This is a genomic window from Lysobacter panacisoli (genome assembly GCF_009765165.1).
GTDB lineage: Bacteria > Pseudomonadota > Gammaproteobacteria > Xanthomonadales > Xanthomonadaceae > Lysobacter_J > Lysobacter_J panacisoli.
Genome location: NZ_VLNU01000001.1, coordinates 3,645,199 through 3,660,394 on the forward strand (window position 1 = coordinate 3,645,199; position 15,196 = coordinate 3,660,394).

The window sequence follows — 15,196 nt, forward strand, 5'->3', positions numbered from 1 at the left end:
GAGGCCGTACCCTAGCTTTCACGCCCAAGGCCGGCTGCAGCGGCCCGTCGCGACCGGTCTCCCCACACCGTCGCCACGCAAGCACCCCCGGTGCGACGCTGCCCCCCGACGGTCCACGCGCCCGCAACCCTACGTCGTTCGCCGCCGCACGCCCGTGCGACGCGCAGACCGTAGCCGTCCGGTCGCAGCACGACCTTATCAGCAGTCCGTTTGCATCCACGGTGGCCCAGGGCCCCCGCACCGAAGCGATTTAGCAGTGCCGACGGCCCGGAGGGGCCGGTCCCGAATGACCGAAGAACGCGCAGCCGACGCGAGCGATCCGCAATCCGTGGCCGCCCCGGCCTCCATCTCGCCTCAGCAGCAGGAAATGCCGCTGGCGATGGTGCATGGCCAGCCGGTGCTGCAGATCCCGCAGGACCTGTACATCCCGCCGGACGCGCTGGAGGTCATCCTCGAGGCGTTCGAAGGACCGCTCGACCTGTTGCTGTACCTGATCCGCCGGCAGAACCTGGACATCCTCGACATCCCGGTGGCGGACATCACCCGCCAGTACGTCGAGTACATCCAGGCCATGCACGAGATGCGCTTCGAGCTGGCCGCGGACTACCTGGTCATGGCCGCGATGCTGGCCGAGATCAAGTCGCGCATGCTGCTGCCGCGCGCGCCCAACGAGGAAGGCGAGGAAGAGGATCCGCGCGCCGAGCTGGTCCGCCGCCTGCAGGAGTACGAGCGGTTCAAGAAGGCGGCGGAGGACATCGACTCCCTGCCCCGCCAGGACCGCGACACCGCGCCGGTACAGGCGTTCGTGCCGGACCGTGCGTCGGTGCGACTGCCGCCGCCGGTGGATCTGAAGGAAATGCTGCTGGCCCTGCACGACGTGCTCAAGCGCGCCGAGCTGTTCACCCAGCATGCGATCAAGCGCGATGCGCTCAGCGTCCGCCAGCGCATGGGCGAGCTGCTGGAACGCATGAAGGACGGCAGCTTCCACCGCTTCGAGTCGCTGTTCACCGCCGAGGAAGGAAAGCTCGGCGTGGTGGTGACGTTCCTCGGCCTGCTCACGCTGGCCAAGGAACAACTGATCGAGATCGTGCAGGAGGCCGCCTTCGCGCCGATCTACGTCAAGTCGCTGGCCTTGCTCAAGGAAGGCGAGGAAATCGAACTCAGCAGCGAGTTCGACGAGCCGGCGGCGAACGATGAGTAAGCGGCCCACGATTCGGGCCGCTGCAAAGGGGTTCCCGCCCGCGCGGGATTGAACCAACGAGATCTGTCCATCCTATGGATCAACAGCTAGTCACCCGCATCGTCGAGGCCGCCCTGCTCGCGGCCAACCAGCCGCTGACCCTGGCGCAGCTGCACGCGCTGTTCCCCGAGGACCAGCCGGCGCCGCCGGACAGCGTCGAACAGGCGCTGGAAACGCTGCGCGACGCCTGCGCCGAGCGCGGCGTGGAGCTGGTCGAGGTGTCGTCCGGCTTCCGCTTCCAGGTCAAGGCCGACGTCCACCCGTGGGTCGCGCGCCTGTGGACCGAGCGGCAGACGCGCTACACGCGCGCCACGCTGGAGACACTCGCGCTGATCGCCTACCGCCAGCCGATCACGCGCGGCGAGATCGAGCAGGTGCGCGGCGTGGCGGTGAACAGCAACATCATCAAGGCGCTGGAAGAGCGCGAGTGGATCCGCGTCGTCGGCCACCGCGACGTGCCGGGCAAGCCGGCGCTGTTCGGGACCACCAAGGTGTTCCTGGACTACTTCGGCCTCAAGCGCCTGGACGAACTGCCGCCGCTGTCGGAACTGAAGGACATCGGCGAGCTGGAACCGCAGTTGCAGTTCGAGAACGCACCGATCGCCGCGGGCGGCATCGCCACATCGGACGATGACACCGCCGGCAACGACGCCGATCCGATCCCCGCGCAGGACATCGCGGACGAGGCGGACACGGCATCGGAAGACACAGGCACCAGTGCTGACAACGACATCGTCAGCGCCGATGCCGGAACCGCGGACGCGCAGGCGGACGCGGGCGACACCCACGACGACGACGAGGTCGACGACCTCGACATCGACGAAACCGAATACGCCCCCGAGGGCAACCCCGAAGCCGCGCCGGGCGAGCGCGCGGCGGACGTGAACGATCCCGAGCAAGACAACGCCGTCGAGACGACGACCGTTCCGATTGATGACGAGGCCGAACCGGCTTCGTCGGAGCAACACAGACATGACTGAAGAAAAGAGCCGCAAGCTCACCCTCAAGCGCATCGGCGCCGACGCCACGGCCGAAGCGCCGCGCCTGGAAGAACGCCTGCACAAGGTGCTCGCGCAGGCCGGACTCGGTTCGCGCCGCGCGCTCGAGCAGCGCATCGCCGACGGCCTGGTGAAGGTCAACGGCGAGATCGCGCAGGTCGGCATGGGCGTCAAGAGCGGCGACAAGATCGAGCTCGACGGACGCCAGTTCGTCGCCAGCGCGCTGACCGATCCCTCGCGCGTGCTGATGTACAACAAGCCCGAAGGCGAAGTGACCACGCGCGAAGACCCCGAAGGCCGCGCGACGGTGTTCGAGGCCCTGCCCGCGCTGAAGGGCGCGCGCTGGATCGCGATCGGCCGCCTCGACATCAACACCACCGGCCTGCTCCTGCTCACCACCGACGGCGAGCTGGCCAACGCGCTGATGCATCCCTCCTTCGAGGTCGAGCGCGAGTACGTCTGCCGCGTGCGCGCCCCCGAAGGCGAGGACGTGGTGCCGGACAACATCGTCGACCGCCTCGCGCGCGGCGTGGCGCTGGAAGACGGCCCGGCCAAGTTCGACGAGATCGAACGCATCGGCGGCACCGACTCGCACGACTGGTTCCGCGTCGTGGTGAAGGAAGGCCGCAACCGCGAAGTGCGTCGCCTGTGGGAGTCGCAGGGCTGCCAGGTGAGCCGCCTCAAGCGCGTGCGCTACGGCGAGGTCTCGCTGCCGCGCGAACTGCTGCGCGGCCAGTCGCGTGAGCTGACGACCGACGCGGTCGAAGCGCTGCGTGGCAAGCTCGGCCTGGAAGACGGCACGCCGTCGGCGCTGACGCTGCAGCCGGTGATCGGCCAGCGCAAGGCGACCAAGGCGACCATCGACCTGACCGGCAAGAGCCGTTCGCACGGCTACGTGGGCGGTCACAACACCGCCGACGAAGGTCGCGAGCTGCGTCGTTTCGATCACGTGCGCGAAGACCGCGGTCGCGGTCGTGGCGGTCCGCGCAAGCACGGCGGCCTGACGGTCAGCGGCGAAGCCGCCGCGAAGGCCGGCAACAAGCCGTTCAAGCAGCGCAAGGACAAGGGTCCCAAGCCCCTGCCCGAAGGCAATCCCGCCGCGTTCCGCACCTGGTACGTGCCGGACGGCGTCGAGACCGGTCCGAGCGGCCATCGCAATCCCGATGGCGCGCGCGGTCCGCGCAAGCCATACGGCGGCAAGCCCGGTGGTGGCGGTGGCGGTGGACGTCCCGGTGCCGGTGGACGCCCCGGTGGCGGCGGCGGCCGGCGTGAAGGCGGCTTCGGCGACGAGCGCCGCGGTCCCGGCGGCGGTCAGGGTCAGGGCCAGCGCAGCTCGCGTCCGTACGGACATCCGGGCAACGCGCCGAGCTTCCCGTCCGATCACGCCAATCCGGGTGGCTTCAATCCGTACGGCGACAAGCCGCGCAGCCCGCGTCCGGGCGGCAGCCGTCCCGGTGGCAATCGCCCCAGCGGCAACCATCCCGGTGGCAATCCGGGCGGTGGCCCCGGCGGAAATCGTCCGGGCGGCAATCGCCCCGGCGGAAATCGTCCGGGTGGCAACCGCCCCGGCGGCGGTCCGCGTCCGGGCGGCCCGCGCGGTGGTGGACGCCCCGGTGGCGGGCGCGGTCCGCGCGGCGCGTAACGCAACGCCGACATGACGAAGAAGGGCGCCCACGGGCGCCCTTCTTCGTTTAGGCATCGACGTTCGGTTCGGAATCACGAACGCCCGCGCGTCGTATCCAGCATCGACTGGATCAGTTCGATCGGCAGCGGGAACACGATCGTCGAACTCTTCTCGCCGGCGATCTCGGTCAGCGTCTGCAGGTAACGCAGCTGGATCGCACGCGGATCGCCACCGAGCAGCCGCGCCGCTTCGACCAGCATCGCCGCCGCCTGGCGCTCGCCCTCGGCGTGGATCACCTTGGCACGACGCACGCGCTCGGCCTCCGCCTGGCGCGCGATCGCCCGCACCATCGTCTCGTTGAGATCCACACGTTTGATCTCGACATTCGCCACCTTGATGCCCCAGGCATCGGTCTGGCTGTCGAGGATGGTGCGGATGTCGTCGTTGAGCTTCTCGCGCTCGGCGAGCATCTCGTCCAGGTCGTGCTGGCCCAGCACCGAACGCAGCGTGGTCTGCGCCAGCTGGCTGGTGGCTTCGTAGAAGTGCTCGACGTTGATGATCGCCTTCTGCGGATCGACCACACGGAAGTACACCACCGCGTTGACCTGCACCGACACGTTGTCGCGCGAGATCACGTCCTGCGGCGGCACGTCCATCACCACCGTGCGCAGGTCCACGCGCACCATCTGCTGCACCACGGGAATCAGCAGGATCAGGCCCGGCCCCTTCACCTTCCAGAAGCGGCCGAGCTGGAACACCACGCCACGCTCGTACTCGCGCAGCACCTTGATCGCGGTGAGCAGCACGAACACCACCAGCACGATCAGCGGGAAATACATCGCCAGGTACATGAGCCTCCTCCTTCGCCCGGTTCATTCGGCCGCGGTCGCGCCGCCTTCGGGCACGACCTCCAGCACCAGTCCGTGCAGCGCGTGCACGCGCACGCGCTGTCCGCGCCGCACCGGCGACGCCGAATCGGCCTGCCATTCCTCGCCACGGATGCGGACGCGTCCGCGCCCGTGGAAATCGCGCGTCGCCACCGCGACCTGTCCGACCAGTTCCTCGATGCCGGTGACCACCGGCCGACGCCGTGCGCGCGCGGCGAGCCAGATCATCGCCATGAAGCCCAGCGCGCTCGCCACACCGACACCGGCAATCAGCGCCCCGGGCACGCCGAAACCCGGCACGTCCGTGTCGAACAGGATCAGCGAACCGGCCAGCAGCGACACGACGCCGCCGATGCCGGCCGCGCCGAGACTGGGCATCGCGAACTCCAGTGCGATCAACACCACGCCGATCACGATCAGTGCCACGCCCGCGTAGTTCACCGGCAACACCTGCAATCCGTACGCGGCGAGCAGCAGGCAGATCACGCCGACCATGCCGGGCAGGATCGCGCCGGGGCTGTAGCCTTCGAACACCAGTCCGTACAGGCCGATGAGCAGCAGCAGGTAGGCGACGGTCGGTTCGGTGAGCACCGCCAGCAAGCGCGCGCGCCAGTCCGGCACCACCCGTGTCACCGGCTGCCCAGCCACGTCGAGCGCGAGCTCGCCGCGCGCGAGCCGCACCTTGCGCCCCTGCGCCTGTCGCAACAACGAGTCGAGATCGTCGGCGACGATTTCCACGACCTGTCGTTCGCGCGCCTGCGACGCGGTGAGCGTGGCCGCATCGCGTACCGCCGCTTCGGCGAACTCGGCGTTGCGGCCGCGCAGTTCGGCGAGGCTGCGCAGGTAGGCGACGGCATCGTTCACCGCCTTGCGCTCCATCGCACTGCGTGGTTCGTGTCGTTGCGCGGGAGCTGATGAAGGCTCGCCGGATTCGCGCGCGGGTTCGTCCTTCTGCCGCGGTTCCCGTTGTTCGGGACCGCGTTGCTCCGGTTCTTGCCCGAGTCCCGGGCCGCCCATCGACACCGGCGTCGCGGCGCCGAGCGAGGTCGCCGACGCCATCGCGGCGAGGTGGCAGGCATAGAGGACGTAGGTGCCGGCGCTGGCGGCGCGCGCGCCGGACGGCGCGACCCAGCCGATCACCGGAATCTCGGAAGCGAGCAGGTCCTGGTTGATGTCGCGCGTCGCCGCATCCAGCCCGCCGGGCGTGTCGATGCGCAGCACGACCGCGCGTGCGTTCGCCTCACGTGCGCGCTTCAGGCCCGCACGCACGTAGTCGCGCGTGGCCGGACCGATCCCGCCCTTGATGTCGAGCAACAGGACGCCGCCGTCCGTCGCGGGCGTTTCGGGGGCGGCACGCAGCACCGGCACCAGCAGCAGCGCGGCGAGCAGCCAGAAGACTCGGAAGGTCTTCGCCATGACGCAGGCCACGGCGGCATCGGAGCCACCGTCGCGACATCAGTTAACACCCGCCGCCGTTAAGCGGCGGCGACGCCATGCCTCAGCGCAGCAGTGCCGGCTGCCCGTCGTACCACTCCCGCGCACGGATCATGTGGAAATCGCGCTGGCCGTTGTTCACCGCCACCGCGCAGCTCAGCACGCCCCATTTCGCGTACAGGCTTCCAGTGCGGCTCTTGCCGCGCAGGCGCAGGCGTGCCTTCAGGTCGTAACGCTGGTTGCTCGCGTCGACGCGGTCCAGCACCAGCACGTCGCCCTTCCACTGCACGTTGCCGCTGACCTGCGCCTGGCCAGAGTCGATCATCTTGTAGACCCATTTGGGGTAGTCGCGTTGGCGCGAGAACATAGACAGCAGGAACCCGACGTCCTTCATCGCCACGCGCGCACGCGCATCGATGCTGATCGGACGATCCCAGTCCATGCGCGCGCGTTCGAGCTGGATCCGCGCCCACCAGCCACTGCGCGATTCGCCGCCCGGCTCGGTGAAGCTGATGCCGGTCAGGTTCAAGCGTGTGCCGTCGATGTTGAAGTTGTGCCCGCTCAGGTCGGCGCGGCGCAGTGGCGTGTCGACGTCGATGTTGCCGCGCAGACCGATGCCGGCGGCGTGCAATTGCGCGTTGCTGGCCTTGATGCGCACGCTGCCGCTGCCCACGTCGCCGGCACCGTCCAGGCTCAAGTCGCCGCTGAGCGTGCCCGAACCGCCGTCGAAACGCAGGTGCGACTGCGGCAGGTAGCGGTTGTAGGCGCGCAGGTCCGGTACGCGCGCATCGCTGAAGGTAAGCCGCGCCTTCATCGCTTCGCGCACCTGCTGCATGGCATCGGGCTTGCGCAGATCCTCGCGCTGGAACGAGGACACCGTCTGCATCGTCAGGCGCAGGTCGTGCCCATCGACGTACGGCTGTGTCGGCGCATCGTCGGCGGCGATGTTGAACTGCTCCATCACCAGTTCCAGACTGGGCAGCGGCTTGCCGTCCGGGCCCGCATCGAGGCGGCCGTCCGCGCGTGCGCGTCCGCGGATGCGATTGCCCATCACATGGGCGACGGCATCGACTTCGGGCACGCTGATGCGGCTGCCTGCGGCCACGCGTCCATCGACGATGCGCACGTCGGCATCGACCGCGCCGGCGCCGTCGAGCGCCAGCCACGGCGCATTCGTGAAGAATGCGCCGAGCCAGCGCAGCGAGGCGAACTGCCAGCGGCCGACCACGTGACCGGAGCTGCGCGGGATCAGGCTGTGGAAATCCTTCAGCGGAATCTGGTTGCCGCGCACGCGCAGATCGGCATCGAGCGTGAGGTTGCTGTCGGTTCGCGAGGGCGCCCTCGCCTTCACCACGATGTCGCGATCCACGTCCATCGAAAGATCCAGCGCGCCACTGCGCGGACGGCCGGCGACATCGGTGCCGGTGATCGGCATGTGCCATTGCAGTTTGCTGCCGGGCGTCAACACACCACGCGCGAAGCCGAGTTTCGCACTCGCGCGGCCGTCGCCCGGAACGGTGTCGACGGTGAAATGGCCTTTCGAATCGATACCGGTCTTGAGCGTGGTGGTCACACCGTCCAGTTGCAGCTGCGCGTCGGTGAGCAGCAGCTTCTGCGCGCCGGGCGCCTGCGCACGCGTGTGCCGGGCGATAGCGAAGCGCGCGTCGATGGTCGCGTCGTGCAGCATCTCGTCGCCCTTCAACGCGAGCTTCGCCTTGTCGAAATGGGCGGTGGACGGCATCAGTTCGAGCGCACCGCCGCGCAGCTGCTTGTAGAAACCGACTTCGGCGCGACCGGTGCCTTCGAGCGTCAGTGTCTGGAAACGCCCCTTGCGGATCGAGTCGCTGCGGATGCGTTCGAAGTTCAGTACCCAGCCGCCGGGACGAGCGACCGGCGGCGGCCGGCGCGTGGGCAGCATGTCGACCTCGCCACTCACGTCGGTGGCGAACACGTCGGGGACGCGAACTTCCTTGCGCAACAGCGGCCAGATCGCGACGCGTCCGCTCGTCTTGCCGGCGACGACGGACCACTTCGTGCGACCCGCCTGCCCGCCCATCTTCACGTCCCACACCGTCACGCGGCCGGGCCAAAGGGTGAAGCCCGGCCCCCATTCGATGTGGAACTTCTCCGGCTTGCGGTTCGCGGTCCACTCGCCGATCGGCGTGTTGATGAAGACGTTGCCGGCGAGCAGGTACAGCGCGTAGAGGAGGACCAGCGCGAACAGCCCGCGGCCGATCCACGACTGTCGCCAGCGCGGCGGGATCCGGGCGAGGAACCGGGCGAAGCGCTGGCGATCCTTCGGGGCGCTGTTCATGTCCGCAGCATAGCCACGGGGTGCATGCGCGGCGTCAACGCCGGGGCGCCGCGCAGGAGGGCGTCAGTGCCGGGCGAGGCTGGCCAAGCGCGGGTGCACGAGGCGCACGAAATCGTGCCACTCCATGCGCATCAGTTCGCGATGGTTGCCCGAGTTGAACGCAATCCGGTCGCCGTCCAGCGTCACGGACGCATAGACATCCATGCCGTACAGATTGCCGAACGGTGGCATCGCACCGACCTCGCATTCGGGGAAGCGATCCTTGAAGTCGGATTCGCTGGCGAGCGCGACCTCGTGCGCACCGCTTGCATCGCGCAATCGCGCGACGTCGAGCCACTCGTCCGCCGGCAGCACGGCCATCGCCAGTCGGCCGTCGAGTTTCACCATCACGGTCTTGGCCATCTCGTGGCCATCGATATGCGCACTGGCCGCGGTTTCCTGCGCGGTGAACGCATGCGGGTGGGTCATCGTGTCGAAGGCGACGCGATTGGAATGCAGGAATTCTTCGAGACGTGGTGAGGACATGGCACGCTCCTGTGATCGAGCGGAGGCCGGTCGCACCGCAGCGAGAGCGACGCGGCGCGCCGGCGTCCTTGTCTGCAACAGAATGGGCCGCGCATGGCGGCCCATCCAGTGTACTGCGCGAAACGCGCGTGGGCGGATGTCCGCCCGTCGCGTCGCGAATTACAGAGAAGCGGTCGGCGCAGCGGTGGCCTGTGAGACGCCGGCGTAATCGACCACGAGCGAGACACGGCGGTTGTCGCGTCCGGCATCGCCGCTCTGGCCTTCGCGCACCTGGCGATTGCGGTCCTCGCCGTAGCTGACCGCGCGCACCTGGTTCGCATTCAGGCCCGCGCTGACCAGGTAGTCGCGCACCGACTGGGCGCGCTTGAGGCCGAGGCGGCGGTTGAGTGCGGCCGATCCCGACGGATCGGCGAAGCCTTCCACCGTGATGAGCGCGTCGGAGTGGTTGTCGCGGATCACGCGCGCGAAGTCGTCCAGCAACGGCTTGTCTTCCTCGCTCAGCGTGGCGTCGTTGGTGGCGAAGTGGGCGCCGGTCTCCACGCGCACGCGCCCGGCGAGCTGGGTCACCAGCGCGTCGTGCTTCTGCGAGAGCGAATCGATCTGCCCCTGCAGCTTCTGGTCGGTCGCGCGCAAGTCGGCGATGGTGGTGTCGAACTCATCGCGCTTGATGTACTTGGTGCAGCCGGTCAGCGCGACGGCACCCAGCGCCACGGCGAATCCGGCATTACGAATGGTGCGAGCAACCATGATTTCTCCTTCAATTCGCGTGCGGGGGCACGCAATGTCGTGCAGGTCCGGGGAAGGCCCTGCAGCTCTGTGTTGTGCTTCTACTTTTGTGTTCTTTGCGCGGGGCGCGCGGTGTAGCGGCTGGTCAGGTTGTTGAGGGAGACGTATGAATGCCACGCCGAACATTAATGGCTCGTTGCCTGAACAGGCCGCAGCGCGTCGCCAAAGGCGAAGCTGCGCACGGTTCAGTGAAGTCAAGACGGATTTAACGCGCGACGTATCGGCGCCATTCATCGTTCGCGGCACGGCGCGAAGGCGCGGAGATGATGTTCGAACAGTCGGGGCGGCGCGCGGCGCCGCCCTGTTCACGCGGTCGGATCAGACCAGGTTGAACGCATCGCCATCGAGCATGGCGGGGAAGCGTTCACGGTGCGCGAGCAGTTCCGCCGCCTGCAGCGTGGTGGTGACCACCACTTCCTCGTCGGCGCACTCGCTGATGGGATGGCCGAGGAAATCGATGACCGCGCTGTCGCCTGCGTAGTGCAGGCCGTTGCCGTCGGTGCCGACGCGGTTCACCGCGGCCACGAAACTCAGGTTCTCGATCGCCCGCGCACGCAGCAGCGTCTTCCACGGATAGCTGCGCGCCGACGGCCAGTTGGCAACGAACAGCATCAGGTCGTAGTCGAGGTGGCCCGCGCGCTCGACGTCGAAACGATTGCGCGAGAACACCGGGAAGCGCAGGTCGTAGCAGACCAGCGGACAGATCCGCCAGCCGCGCCACTCGACCGTGAGACGGTCGCGACCGGAGGCATAGCGTTCGTGTTCGCGTGCATACCGGAACAGGTGACGCTTGTCGTACGTGCTGATCGCACCGTCGGGCGTGGCGAACAGCAGGCGGTTGAACACGCCCTCCTGCGTGCGCAGCTGCACGCTGCCGGTCACCGCCGCGTCCAGGCGCGCGGCCTGCTCGCGGATCCACTCGACGGTCGGCCCGTCCATCGTTTCGGCGTTGCCGATGGCGTCGTTGGAGAAGCCGCTGGTGAACGTCTCCGGCAGGATCACCAGGTCGGTCGTGCCGTGCAGCGGCGCGATCAGGCGGCCGTAGTACTCGCGATTGCCGGCCGGATCGTGCCAGCGGGTGTCGCCCTGGATCAGCGAGACGCGAAGGTCATTCATGTGTGCCCTCAAAGCTTCTGCAGTCGTTCGATCGCCCTGTCCAGCGTGGCTTCGTTCTTGGCGAAGCACAGGCGCGCCAGGCGCTGTCCGGACGGGGGCGACTCATAGAACGGAGAAAGCGGGATCGCCGCGACGCCCTTCTCCACCGTGAGCCAACGGCAGAACGCGGCATCATCGAGGTCGCTGACCGCCGAATAGTCCACCAGCTGGAAGTAGCCACCCGGCACCGGCAGCGGCTTCAGGCGCGTGGTCAGCAGCTGCTCGCGGAAGCGGTCGCGCTTGGACTGGTAGAACGCGCCGAGCTGTTCGTAATGCTCCGGCTCGGTCTGGATCATCTCGGCGAACGCCCACTGCGCCGGGGCGAAGGTGCAGAAGGTGTTGTACTGGTGGACCTTGCGCAGCTCCAGCGACAACGCCGGCGGCGCGATGCAGTAACCGACTTTCCAGCCCGTGCAATGGTAGGTCTTGCCGAAGCTCGACACCACGAACGCGCGTTCGCGCAGTTCCGGATAGCGCAGCACCGATTCGTGGCGGCGGCCGTCGAACACGATGTGTTCGTACACCTCGTCCGATAGCAGCCAGATGCCGGTGTCGCGCAGCAGCGCGGTGAGCTGGGCGATGTCGTCGGCGCTGAACATCGCGCCGGAGGGATTGTGCGGCGAGTTGATCATCAGCAGCCGCGTCTTCGACGTGACCGCGGCGCGGATGAGGTTCCAGTCCGGCGCGAAGGTCGCCGGATCCAGAGGCACGTGCACCGCGCGGCCGCCAGCCAGGTCGATCGCCGGCTCGTAGGAGTCGTAGCAGGGATCCAGGACGATCACTTCCTCGCCCGGGCGCACGACCGCGGCGACGGCGTCGAAGATCGCCTCGCTCGCACCCGATGCCACGGTGATCTCGCTGTCCGGATCGGGACGATGGCCGTAGCAGCGCAGGGTCTTGTCGGCGATGGCCTGGCGCAGCGCCGGGATGCCGGTCATCGGCGCGTACTGGTTCTTGCCCTCGCGCATGGCGCGGTCGAGCGCCTCGATCAGACGCTCGGGGACGTTGAAGTCGGGAAATCCCTGGCCGAGGTTGACCGCGTCGTGCTCCATCGCGAGCTGCGACATGACGGTGAAGATGGTCGTGCCGACCTTCGGCAGCTTGGTTTGCAGGGTCATCGGAAGGTGGGGGTCAGTAATCAGGAAACGGGAAACGGCGAAGTGTAAGGATGCACGTTGCGGGACGTCATGACGAAACCTCATCACGCGATCCCGCTGAGGGTAACGACGGGGGTGACCCTCAGCCGTTGCACGACCGCCACCGCCCCAGCAAACTTGGGCCATGCGCGAGCTGCAGATCGTCGACGCCGTCGAACTGGCCACCGCCTACGCCGCCGCGGACTACGCGGTGGTGCTGGACGGGGATCCGTTGCCGCTGCGCGTGGGCGAACGCGCCATCGACCTGGAAGCCTACGCGCCAGCAGCGCGCTACGCTTTCATTACCGCATGGAATCCCGCGTCGCAGCCCCGCTCGGACACCGCCAACGAGGCGGCCGACGCGCTGCTCGTGGCTCAGCTGGACGCCGCCGGCGTGGTCCGGCATCCGGCCTGGGCACAGGGTCCGCTGGGCGAGTGGCGCGAACCGGGCTGGCTGGTCGCCGGGCTGGACGAGGCATCCGTGCTGCGGCTGGCGATGGAGTTCGGCCAGGCCGGGGTGCTCGACTGGAACGCCGGCGAACCGGTCCGGCTGCGCATGCTGATGCCACGCCCGCACGCCGCGAACGGGGCCACCCACACCGAGTGGGTCACCGCCTGAACCCACGCCGGACCGCCGGCAGCCGCCAAGCGGCGCGTGGAGCCAGTCGAATAGAATGGCGCACCGCGGCCGACCGGCCGTTCATGTCAGCCCGATGACGCCCAACGACCGCCCTGTCCCGCCGCTGCTCGCAGCCCGCGGCCTCCGCTTCGCGCGCAACGACGAGCCGGTCTTCGGCCCGCTCGATTTCAGCGTCGACGCCGGCGAAGCCCTGCTGGTGCAGGGCGACAACGGCGCGGGCAAGACCACGCTGTTGCGGGTACTGGCCGGCCTGCTGCGCGCCGAGGGCGGCGAGATCGACCTCGACGGCGAACCGGCCGGGATCGCCCGCCGCGCCCGCGCCATCGCCTACCTCAGCCACCTGCCCGGCCTGAAGGCCGACCTCAGTGCGCTGGAGAATCTCAATTTCCTGTGCGGCCTGCAGGGACGCCGCCGCGCGCAGTTGCCGGAGAACGCGCTGTCGATCGTCGGCCTGGCTGGTTACGAGGACACGCTGGCGCGGCAGCTCTCCGCCGGGCAGAAGAAGCGCCTGTCGCTGGCCCGCCTGTGGATGTCGCCGGCGCCGCTGTGGCTGCTCGACGAGCCCTACGCCAACCTCGACCTGGAAGGCATCGAACTGGTCAACCGCATGGTCCAGGCGCACCTGCGCGAGGGCGGCGCGGCGCTGGTCACCACGCATGGCGCGTATGCAGCGCCGCCGGTGCGCACGCGGATGCTGGTGCTGTCGCGCGGAGGCATGGCATGAACCCGGGAACCCCGACGCTCGCCGGCGCCGCGCGTGCCCTGCTCGCCCGCGACCTGCGCCTGATCTGGCGCCGTCGCGGCGACGCCTTGCAGCCGGCACTGTTCGCGCTGCTGGTGGTCGTGCTGTTCGCACTGGCGCTGGGCGGCGAGAAACAAGCACTGGCGAAGGTCGCCGCGGCGGTGCTGTGGCTCGCCGTGCTGTTGGCTGGCCTGCTCGCGCTGGACACGCTGTTCCGCGGCGATGCGGAAGACGGCTCGCTCGAGCAGTGGATGCTCGCCCCCGTGCCGCTGGCCTGGCTGGTCGGCGTGCGCACCTTCATGCACTGGGCGACGACCGCGCTGCCGTTGCTGGTCGCAACGCCCTTCCTGGGCGAGCTGCTGCACCTGCCGCACGCGCAGCTGCCGGTGCTGATGGCCTCGCTGGCGCTGGGCACGCCACTGCTGAGCCTGCTCGGCGCGGTGGTGGCCGCCCTGACGGTCGGGATGCGGCGCTCCGGTATACTCGTGGCCTTGCTGGCGCTGCCTTTGTACGTGCCGGTGCTGGTGTTCGGCGCGGGCAGCGTGGCTGCCTCGGCGCAGGGGCTGGATCCGATCGGCGCGCTGCTGTTGCTAGGCGCAGGGCTGGCGGTTGCCCTGGTGCTGGCCCCGCTCGCGGCGGCCGCCGCCATCCGGATCGCCCTGAGCTGAGGGCATCACTTGAGCCGGATCAAGCCCCAGCGCGGCGCTGCCGCGACAATCCGCCGCAATCTGCCGCTGCCCGGCCCGACGGTCCGGAGGCGGAGCGAGAAACGATGAATCCGATCATCCGCTGGTTCCACAAACTCGGTTCGCCCCCCTACTTCGACCGCTTTGCCGCGCGATGGGCGCCCTGGGGTTACGGCCTGGGCCTGCTGGTCATGGCCTGGGGCCTGTACGGCGCACTGTTCCAGGTGCCGGCCGACTACCAGCAGGGCGACAGCTTCCGCATCCTCTACATCCACGTGCCCAGCGCCTGGATGAGCATGGCCGTGTTCGGGCTGATGGCCGTCTATGCCGCGATCGCGCTGATCTGGCGGATCAAGCTGTGCGAGATCCTGGCGATGGCCTGCGCGCCGATCGGTGCTGCCTTCACCCTGATCACGCTGCTGACCGGTTCGATCTGGGGCAAGCCGATGTGGGGCACCTGGTGGGACTGGGATCCGCGCCTGACCACCGAGCTGATCCTGCTGTTCCTCTACCTGGGCGTGATCGGCCTGTACAACGCCATCGACGACCGTCGCGCCGCCGCGCGCGCCGCCGGCCTGCTCGCGATCGTCGGCGTGGTGCTGTTGCCGGTGATCCGATATTCCGTGGTGTGGTGGAACTCCCTGCACCAGGGCCAGACCATCCGCCTGCTGGGTGAGTCGAGCATGGACTCGAGCATGATCGGCCCGCTGGTGTGGATGATCGTCGGCACCAAGCTGTGGTTCGTCGGCGCACTGCTGGCGCGTGCGCGCGCCGACAACCTGCGCCGCGAGAGCGGCAAGGCGTGGGTCGCCGGACTCGCGCAGGGGAAGCAAGCATGAGCTATGCCAACTACGTCATCGCCGCCTACGCGGTATTCGCGGCCGTGCTCGGCTGGGACTTCCTCAGCACGCAGTTGCAGATCCGCCGCGAACTGCGCGGCGCCCGCCTGCGCGCTTCGCGCGAGGCGGCGCGCCCGGGGAAGGGCGCGGCCAACGAACTGACCCGATAACGACCTGAAGAGCCTGTCCA

15 protein-coding genes are annotated in these 15,196 nt (G+C 68.7%); 8 read left to right on the plus strand and 7 right to left on the minus strand.

Translation table 11 applies throughout. The annotated features are described in order from the left end of the window. Positions 1–286 precede the first annotated feature (286 nt). The 3 genes from FOF45_RS16985 (at position 287) to FOF45_RS16995 (ending at position 3,880) form a co-directional block, all read left to right on the plus strand. The gene (locus tag FOF45_RS16985; RefSeq protein WP_158986937.1) at positions 287–1,201 is read left to right on the plus strand and encodes a segregation and condensation protein A; all 915 of its coding nucleotides are present in this window, start codon (positions 287–289) and stop codon (positions 1,199–1,201) included. Positions 1,202–1,275: 74 nt separating this feature from the next. Beyond that, positions 1,276–2,220: an SMC-Scp complex subunit ScpB gene (gene scpB / locus FOF45_RS16990; RefSeq protein WP_158986939.1), complete on the plus strand. Its 945-nt coding sequence runs from the start codon at positions 1,276–1,278 to the stop codon at positions 2,218–2,220. Further along, positions 2,213–3,880 (plus strand): pseudouridine synthase, encoded by a 1,668-nt coding sequence (locus FOF45_RS16995; protein WP_158986941.1) that lies wholly within the window; start codon positions 2,213–2,215, stop codon positions 3,878–3,880. Before scpB ends, FOF45_RS16995 begins: the two co-directional genes overlap by 8 nt. Positions 3,881–3,954: 74 nt before the next feature. Here FOF45_RS16995 and FOF45_RS17000 read toward each other — a convergent pair whose 3' ends face one another. The 7 genes from FOF45_RS17000 to FOF45_RS17030 all read right to left on the minus strand — a co-directional run bounded on the left by FOF45_RS17000 (position 3,955) and on the right by FOF45_RS17030 (position 12,081). Beyond that, the gene (locus FOF45_RS17000) at positions 3,955–4,713 is read right to left on the minus strand and encodes a slipin family protein (RefSeq protein ID WP_199244520.1); all 759 of its coding nucleotides are present in this window, start codon (positions 4,711–4,713) and stop codon (positions 3,955–3,957) included. A gap of 21 nt (positions 4,714–4,734) precedes the next feature. Next, complete coding sequence (locus FOF45_RS17005; protein ID WP_158986943.1) at positions 4,735–6,165, minus strand: NfeD family protein; 1,431 nt, start codon at positions 6,163–6,165, stop codon at positions 4,735–4,737. Positions 6,166–6,247: 82 nt separating this feature from the next. Beyond that, positions 6,248–8,497, minus strand: coding sequence for an AsmA family protein (locus FOF45_RS17010; protein ID WP_158986945.1), 2,250 nt, complete (start codon positions 8,495–8,497; stop codon positions 6,248–6,250). A gap of 63 nt (positions 8,498–8,560) precedes the next feature. Further along, positions 8,561–9,022, minus strand: a complete 462-nt coding sequence (locus tag FOF45_RS17015; RefSeq protein ID WP_158986947.1) for an aminoacyl-tRNA deacylase — start codon at positions 9,020–9,022, stop codon at positions 8,561–8,563. A gap of 159 nt (positions 9,023–9,181) precedes the next feature. Beyond that, complete coding sequence (locus FOF45_RS17020; RefSeq protein ID WP_158986949.1) at positions 9,182–9,769, minus strand: OmpA family protein; 588 nt, start codon at positions 9,767–9,769, stop codon at positions 9,182–9,184. Positions 9,770–10,126: 357 nt separating this feature from the next. Then, positions 10,127–10,924 carry an amidohydrolase gene (locus FOF45_RS17025; RefSeq protein WP_158986951.1) on the minus strand — a complete coding sequence of 266 codons (798 nt, stop codon included), beginning with the start codon at positions 10,922–10,924 and terminating at the stop codon, positions 10,127–10,129. Positions 10,925–10,932: 8 nt separating this feature from the next. Then, positions 10,933–12,081, minus strand: a complete 1,149-nt coding sequence (locus tag FOF45_RS17030; protein ID WP_158986953.1) for a pyridoxal phosphate-dependent aminotransferase — start codon at positions 12,079–12,081, stop codon at positions 10,933–10,935. A gap of 163 nt (positions 12,082–12,244) precedes the next feature. On the opposite strand from FOF45_RS17030, the gene FOF45_RS17035 reads away from it, so the two are divergent. The 5 genes from FOF45_RS17035 to FOF45_RS17055 all read left to right on the plus strand — a co-directional run bounded on the left by FOF45_RS17035 (position 12,245) and on the right by FOF45_RS17055 (position 15,176). Beyond that, positions 12,245–12,718: a DUF3293 domain-containing protein gene (locus FOF45_RS17035; protein ID WP_158986955.1), complete on the plus strand. Its 474-nt coding sequence runs from the start codon at positions 12,245–12,247 to the stop codon at positions 12,716–12,718. Positions 12,719–12,812: 94 nt separating this feature from the next. Then, positions 12,813–13,463: a heme ABC exporter ATP-binding protein CcmA gene (gene ccmA, locus FOF45_RS17040; protein WP_158986957.1), complete on the plus strand. Its 651-nt coding sequence runs from the start codon at positions 12,813–12,815 to the stop codon at positions 13,461–13,463. Next, on the plus strand, positions 13,460–14,149 hold the full coding sequence (ccmB, locus tag FOF45_RS17045; RefSeq protein ID WP_158986959.1) for a heme exporter protein CcmB: 690 nt from the start codon (positions 13,460–13,462) through the stop codon (positions 14,147–14,149). The genes ccmA and ccmB overlap by 4 nt, the downstream gene beginning before the upstream one ends. Positions 14,150–14,253: 104 nt before the next feature. Next, complete coding sequence (gene ccmC, locus FOF45_RS17050; RefSeq protein WP_158986961.1) at positions 14,254–15,006, plus strand: heme ABC transporter permease CcmC; 753 nt, start codon at positions 14,254–14,256, stop codon at positions 15,004–15,006. Further along, complete coding sequence (locus FOF45_RS17055; RefSeq protein ID WP_158986963.1) at positions 15,003–15,176, plus strand: heme exporter protein CcmD; 174 nt, start codon at positions 15,003–15,005, stop codon at positions 15,174–15,176. The genes ccmC and FOF45_RS17055 overlap by 4 nt, the downstream gene beginning before the upstream one ends. Positions 15,177–15,196 lie beyond the last annotated feature (20 nt).

Excerpts from the sequence above, each read along its gene's own strand:
- FOF45_RS16985 (WP_158986937.1), top strand. The coding sequence starts at position 287 with ATGACCGAAGAACGCGCAGCCGACGCGAGCGATCCGCAATCCGTGGCC.
- scpB (WP_158986939.1), top strand. The coding sequence starts at position 1,276 with ATGGATCAACAGCTAGTCACCCGCATCGTCGAGGCCGCCCTGCTCGCG.
- FOF45_RS16995 (WP_158986941.1), top strand. The coding sequence starts at position 2,213 with ATGACTGAAGAAAAGAGCCGCAAGCTCACCCTCAAGCGCATCGGCGCC.
- FOF45_RS17000 (WP_199244520.1), bottom strand. The coding sequence starts at position 4,713 with ATGTACCTGGCGATGTATTTCCCGCTGATCGTGCTGGTGGTGTTCGTG.
- FOF45_RS17005 (WP_158986943.1), bottom strand. The coding sequence starts at position 6,165 with ATGGCGAAGACCTTCCGAGTCTTCTGGCTGCTCGCCGCGCTGCTGCTG.
- FOF45_RS17010 (WP_158986945.1), bottom strand. The coding sequence starts at position 8,497 with ATGAACAGCGCCCCGAAGGATCGCCAGCGCTTCGCCCGGTTCCTCGCC.
- FOF45_RS17015 (WP_158986947.1), bottom strand. The coding sequence starts at position 9,022 with ATGTCCTCACCACGTCTCGAAGAATTCCTGCATTCCAATCGCGTCGCC.
- FOF45_RS17020 (WP_158986949.1), bottom strand. The coding sequence starts at position 9,769 with ATGGTTGCTCGCACCATTCGTAATGCCGGATTCGCCGTGGCGCTGGGT.
- FOF45_RS17025 (WP_158986951.1), bottom strand. The coding sequence starts at position 10,924 with ATGAATGACCTTCGCGTCTCGCTGATCCAGGGCGACACCCGCTGGCAC.
- FOF45_RS17030 (WP_158986953.1), bottom strand. The coding sequence starts at position 12,081 with ATGACCCTGCAAACCAAGCTGCCGAAGGTCGGCACGACCATCTTCACC.
- FOF45_RS17035 (WP_158986955.1), top strand. The coding sequence starts at position 12,245 with ATGCGCGAGCTGCAGATCGTCGACGCCGTCGAACTGGCCACCGCCTAC.
- ccmA (WP_158986957.1), top strand. The coding sequence starts at position 12,813 with ATGACGCCCAACGACCGCCCTGTCCCGCCGCTGCTCGCAGCCCGCGGC.
- ccmB (WP_158986959.1), top strand. The coding sequence starts at position 13,460 with ATGAACCCGGGAACCCCGACGCTCGCCGGCGCCGCGCGTGCCCTGCTC.
- ccmC (WP_158986961.1), top strand. The coding sequence starts at position 14,254 with ATGAATCCGATCATCCGCTGGTTCCACAAACTCGGTTCGCCCCCCTAC.
- FOF45_RS17055 (WP_158986963.1), top strand. The coding sequence starts at position 15,003 with ATGAGCTATGCCAACTACGTCATCGCCGCCTACGCGGTATTCGCGGCC.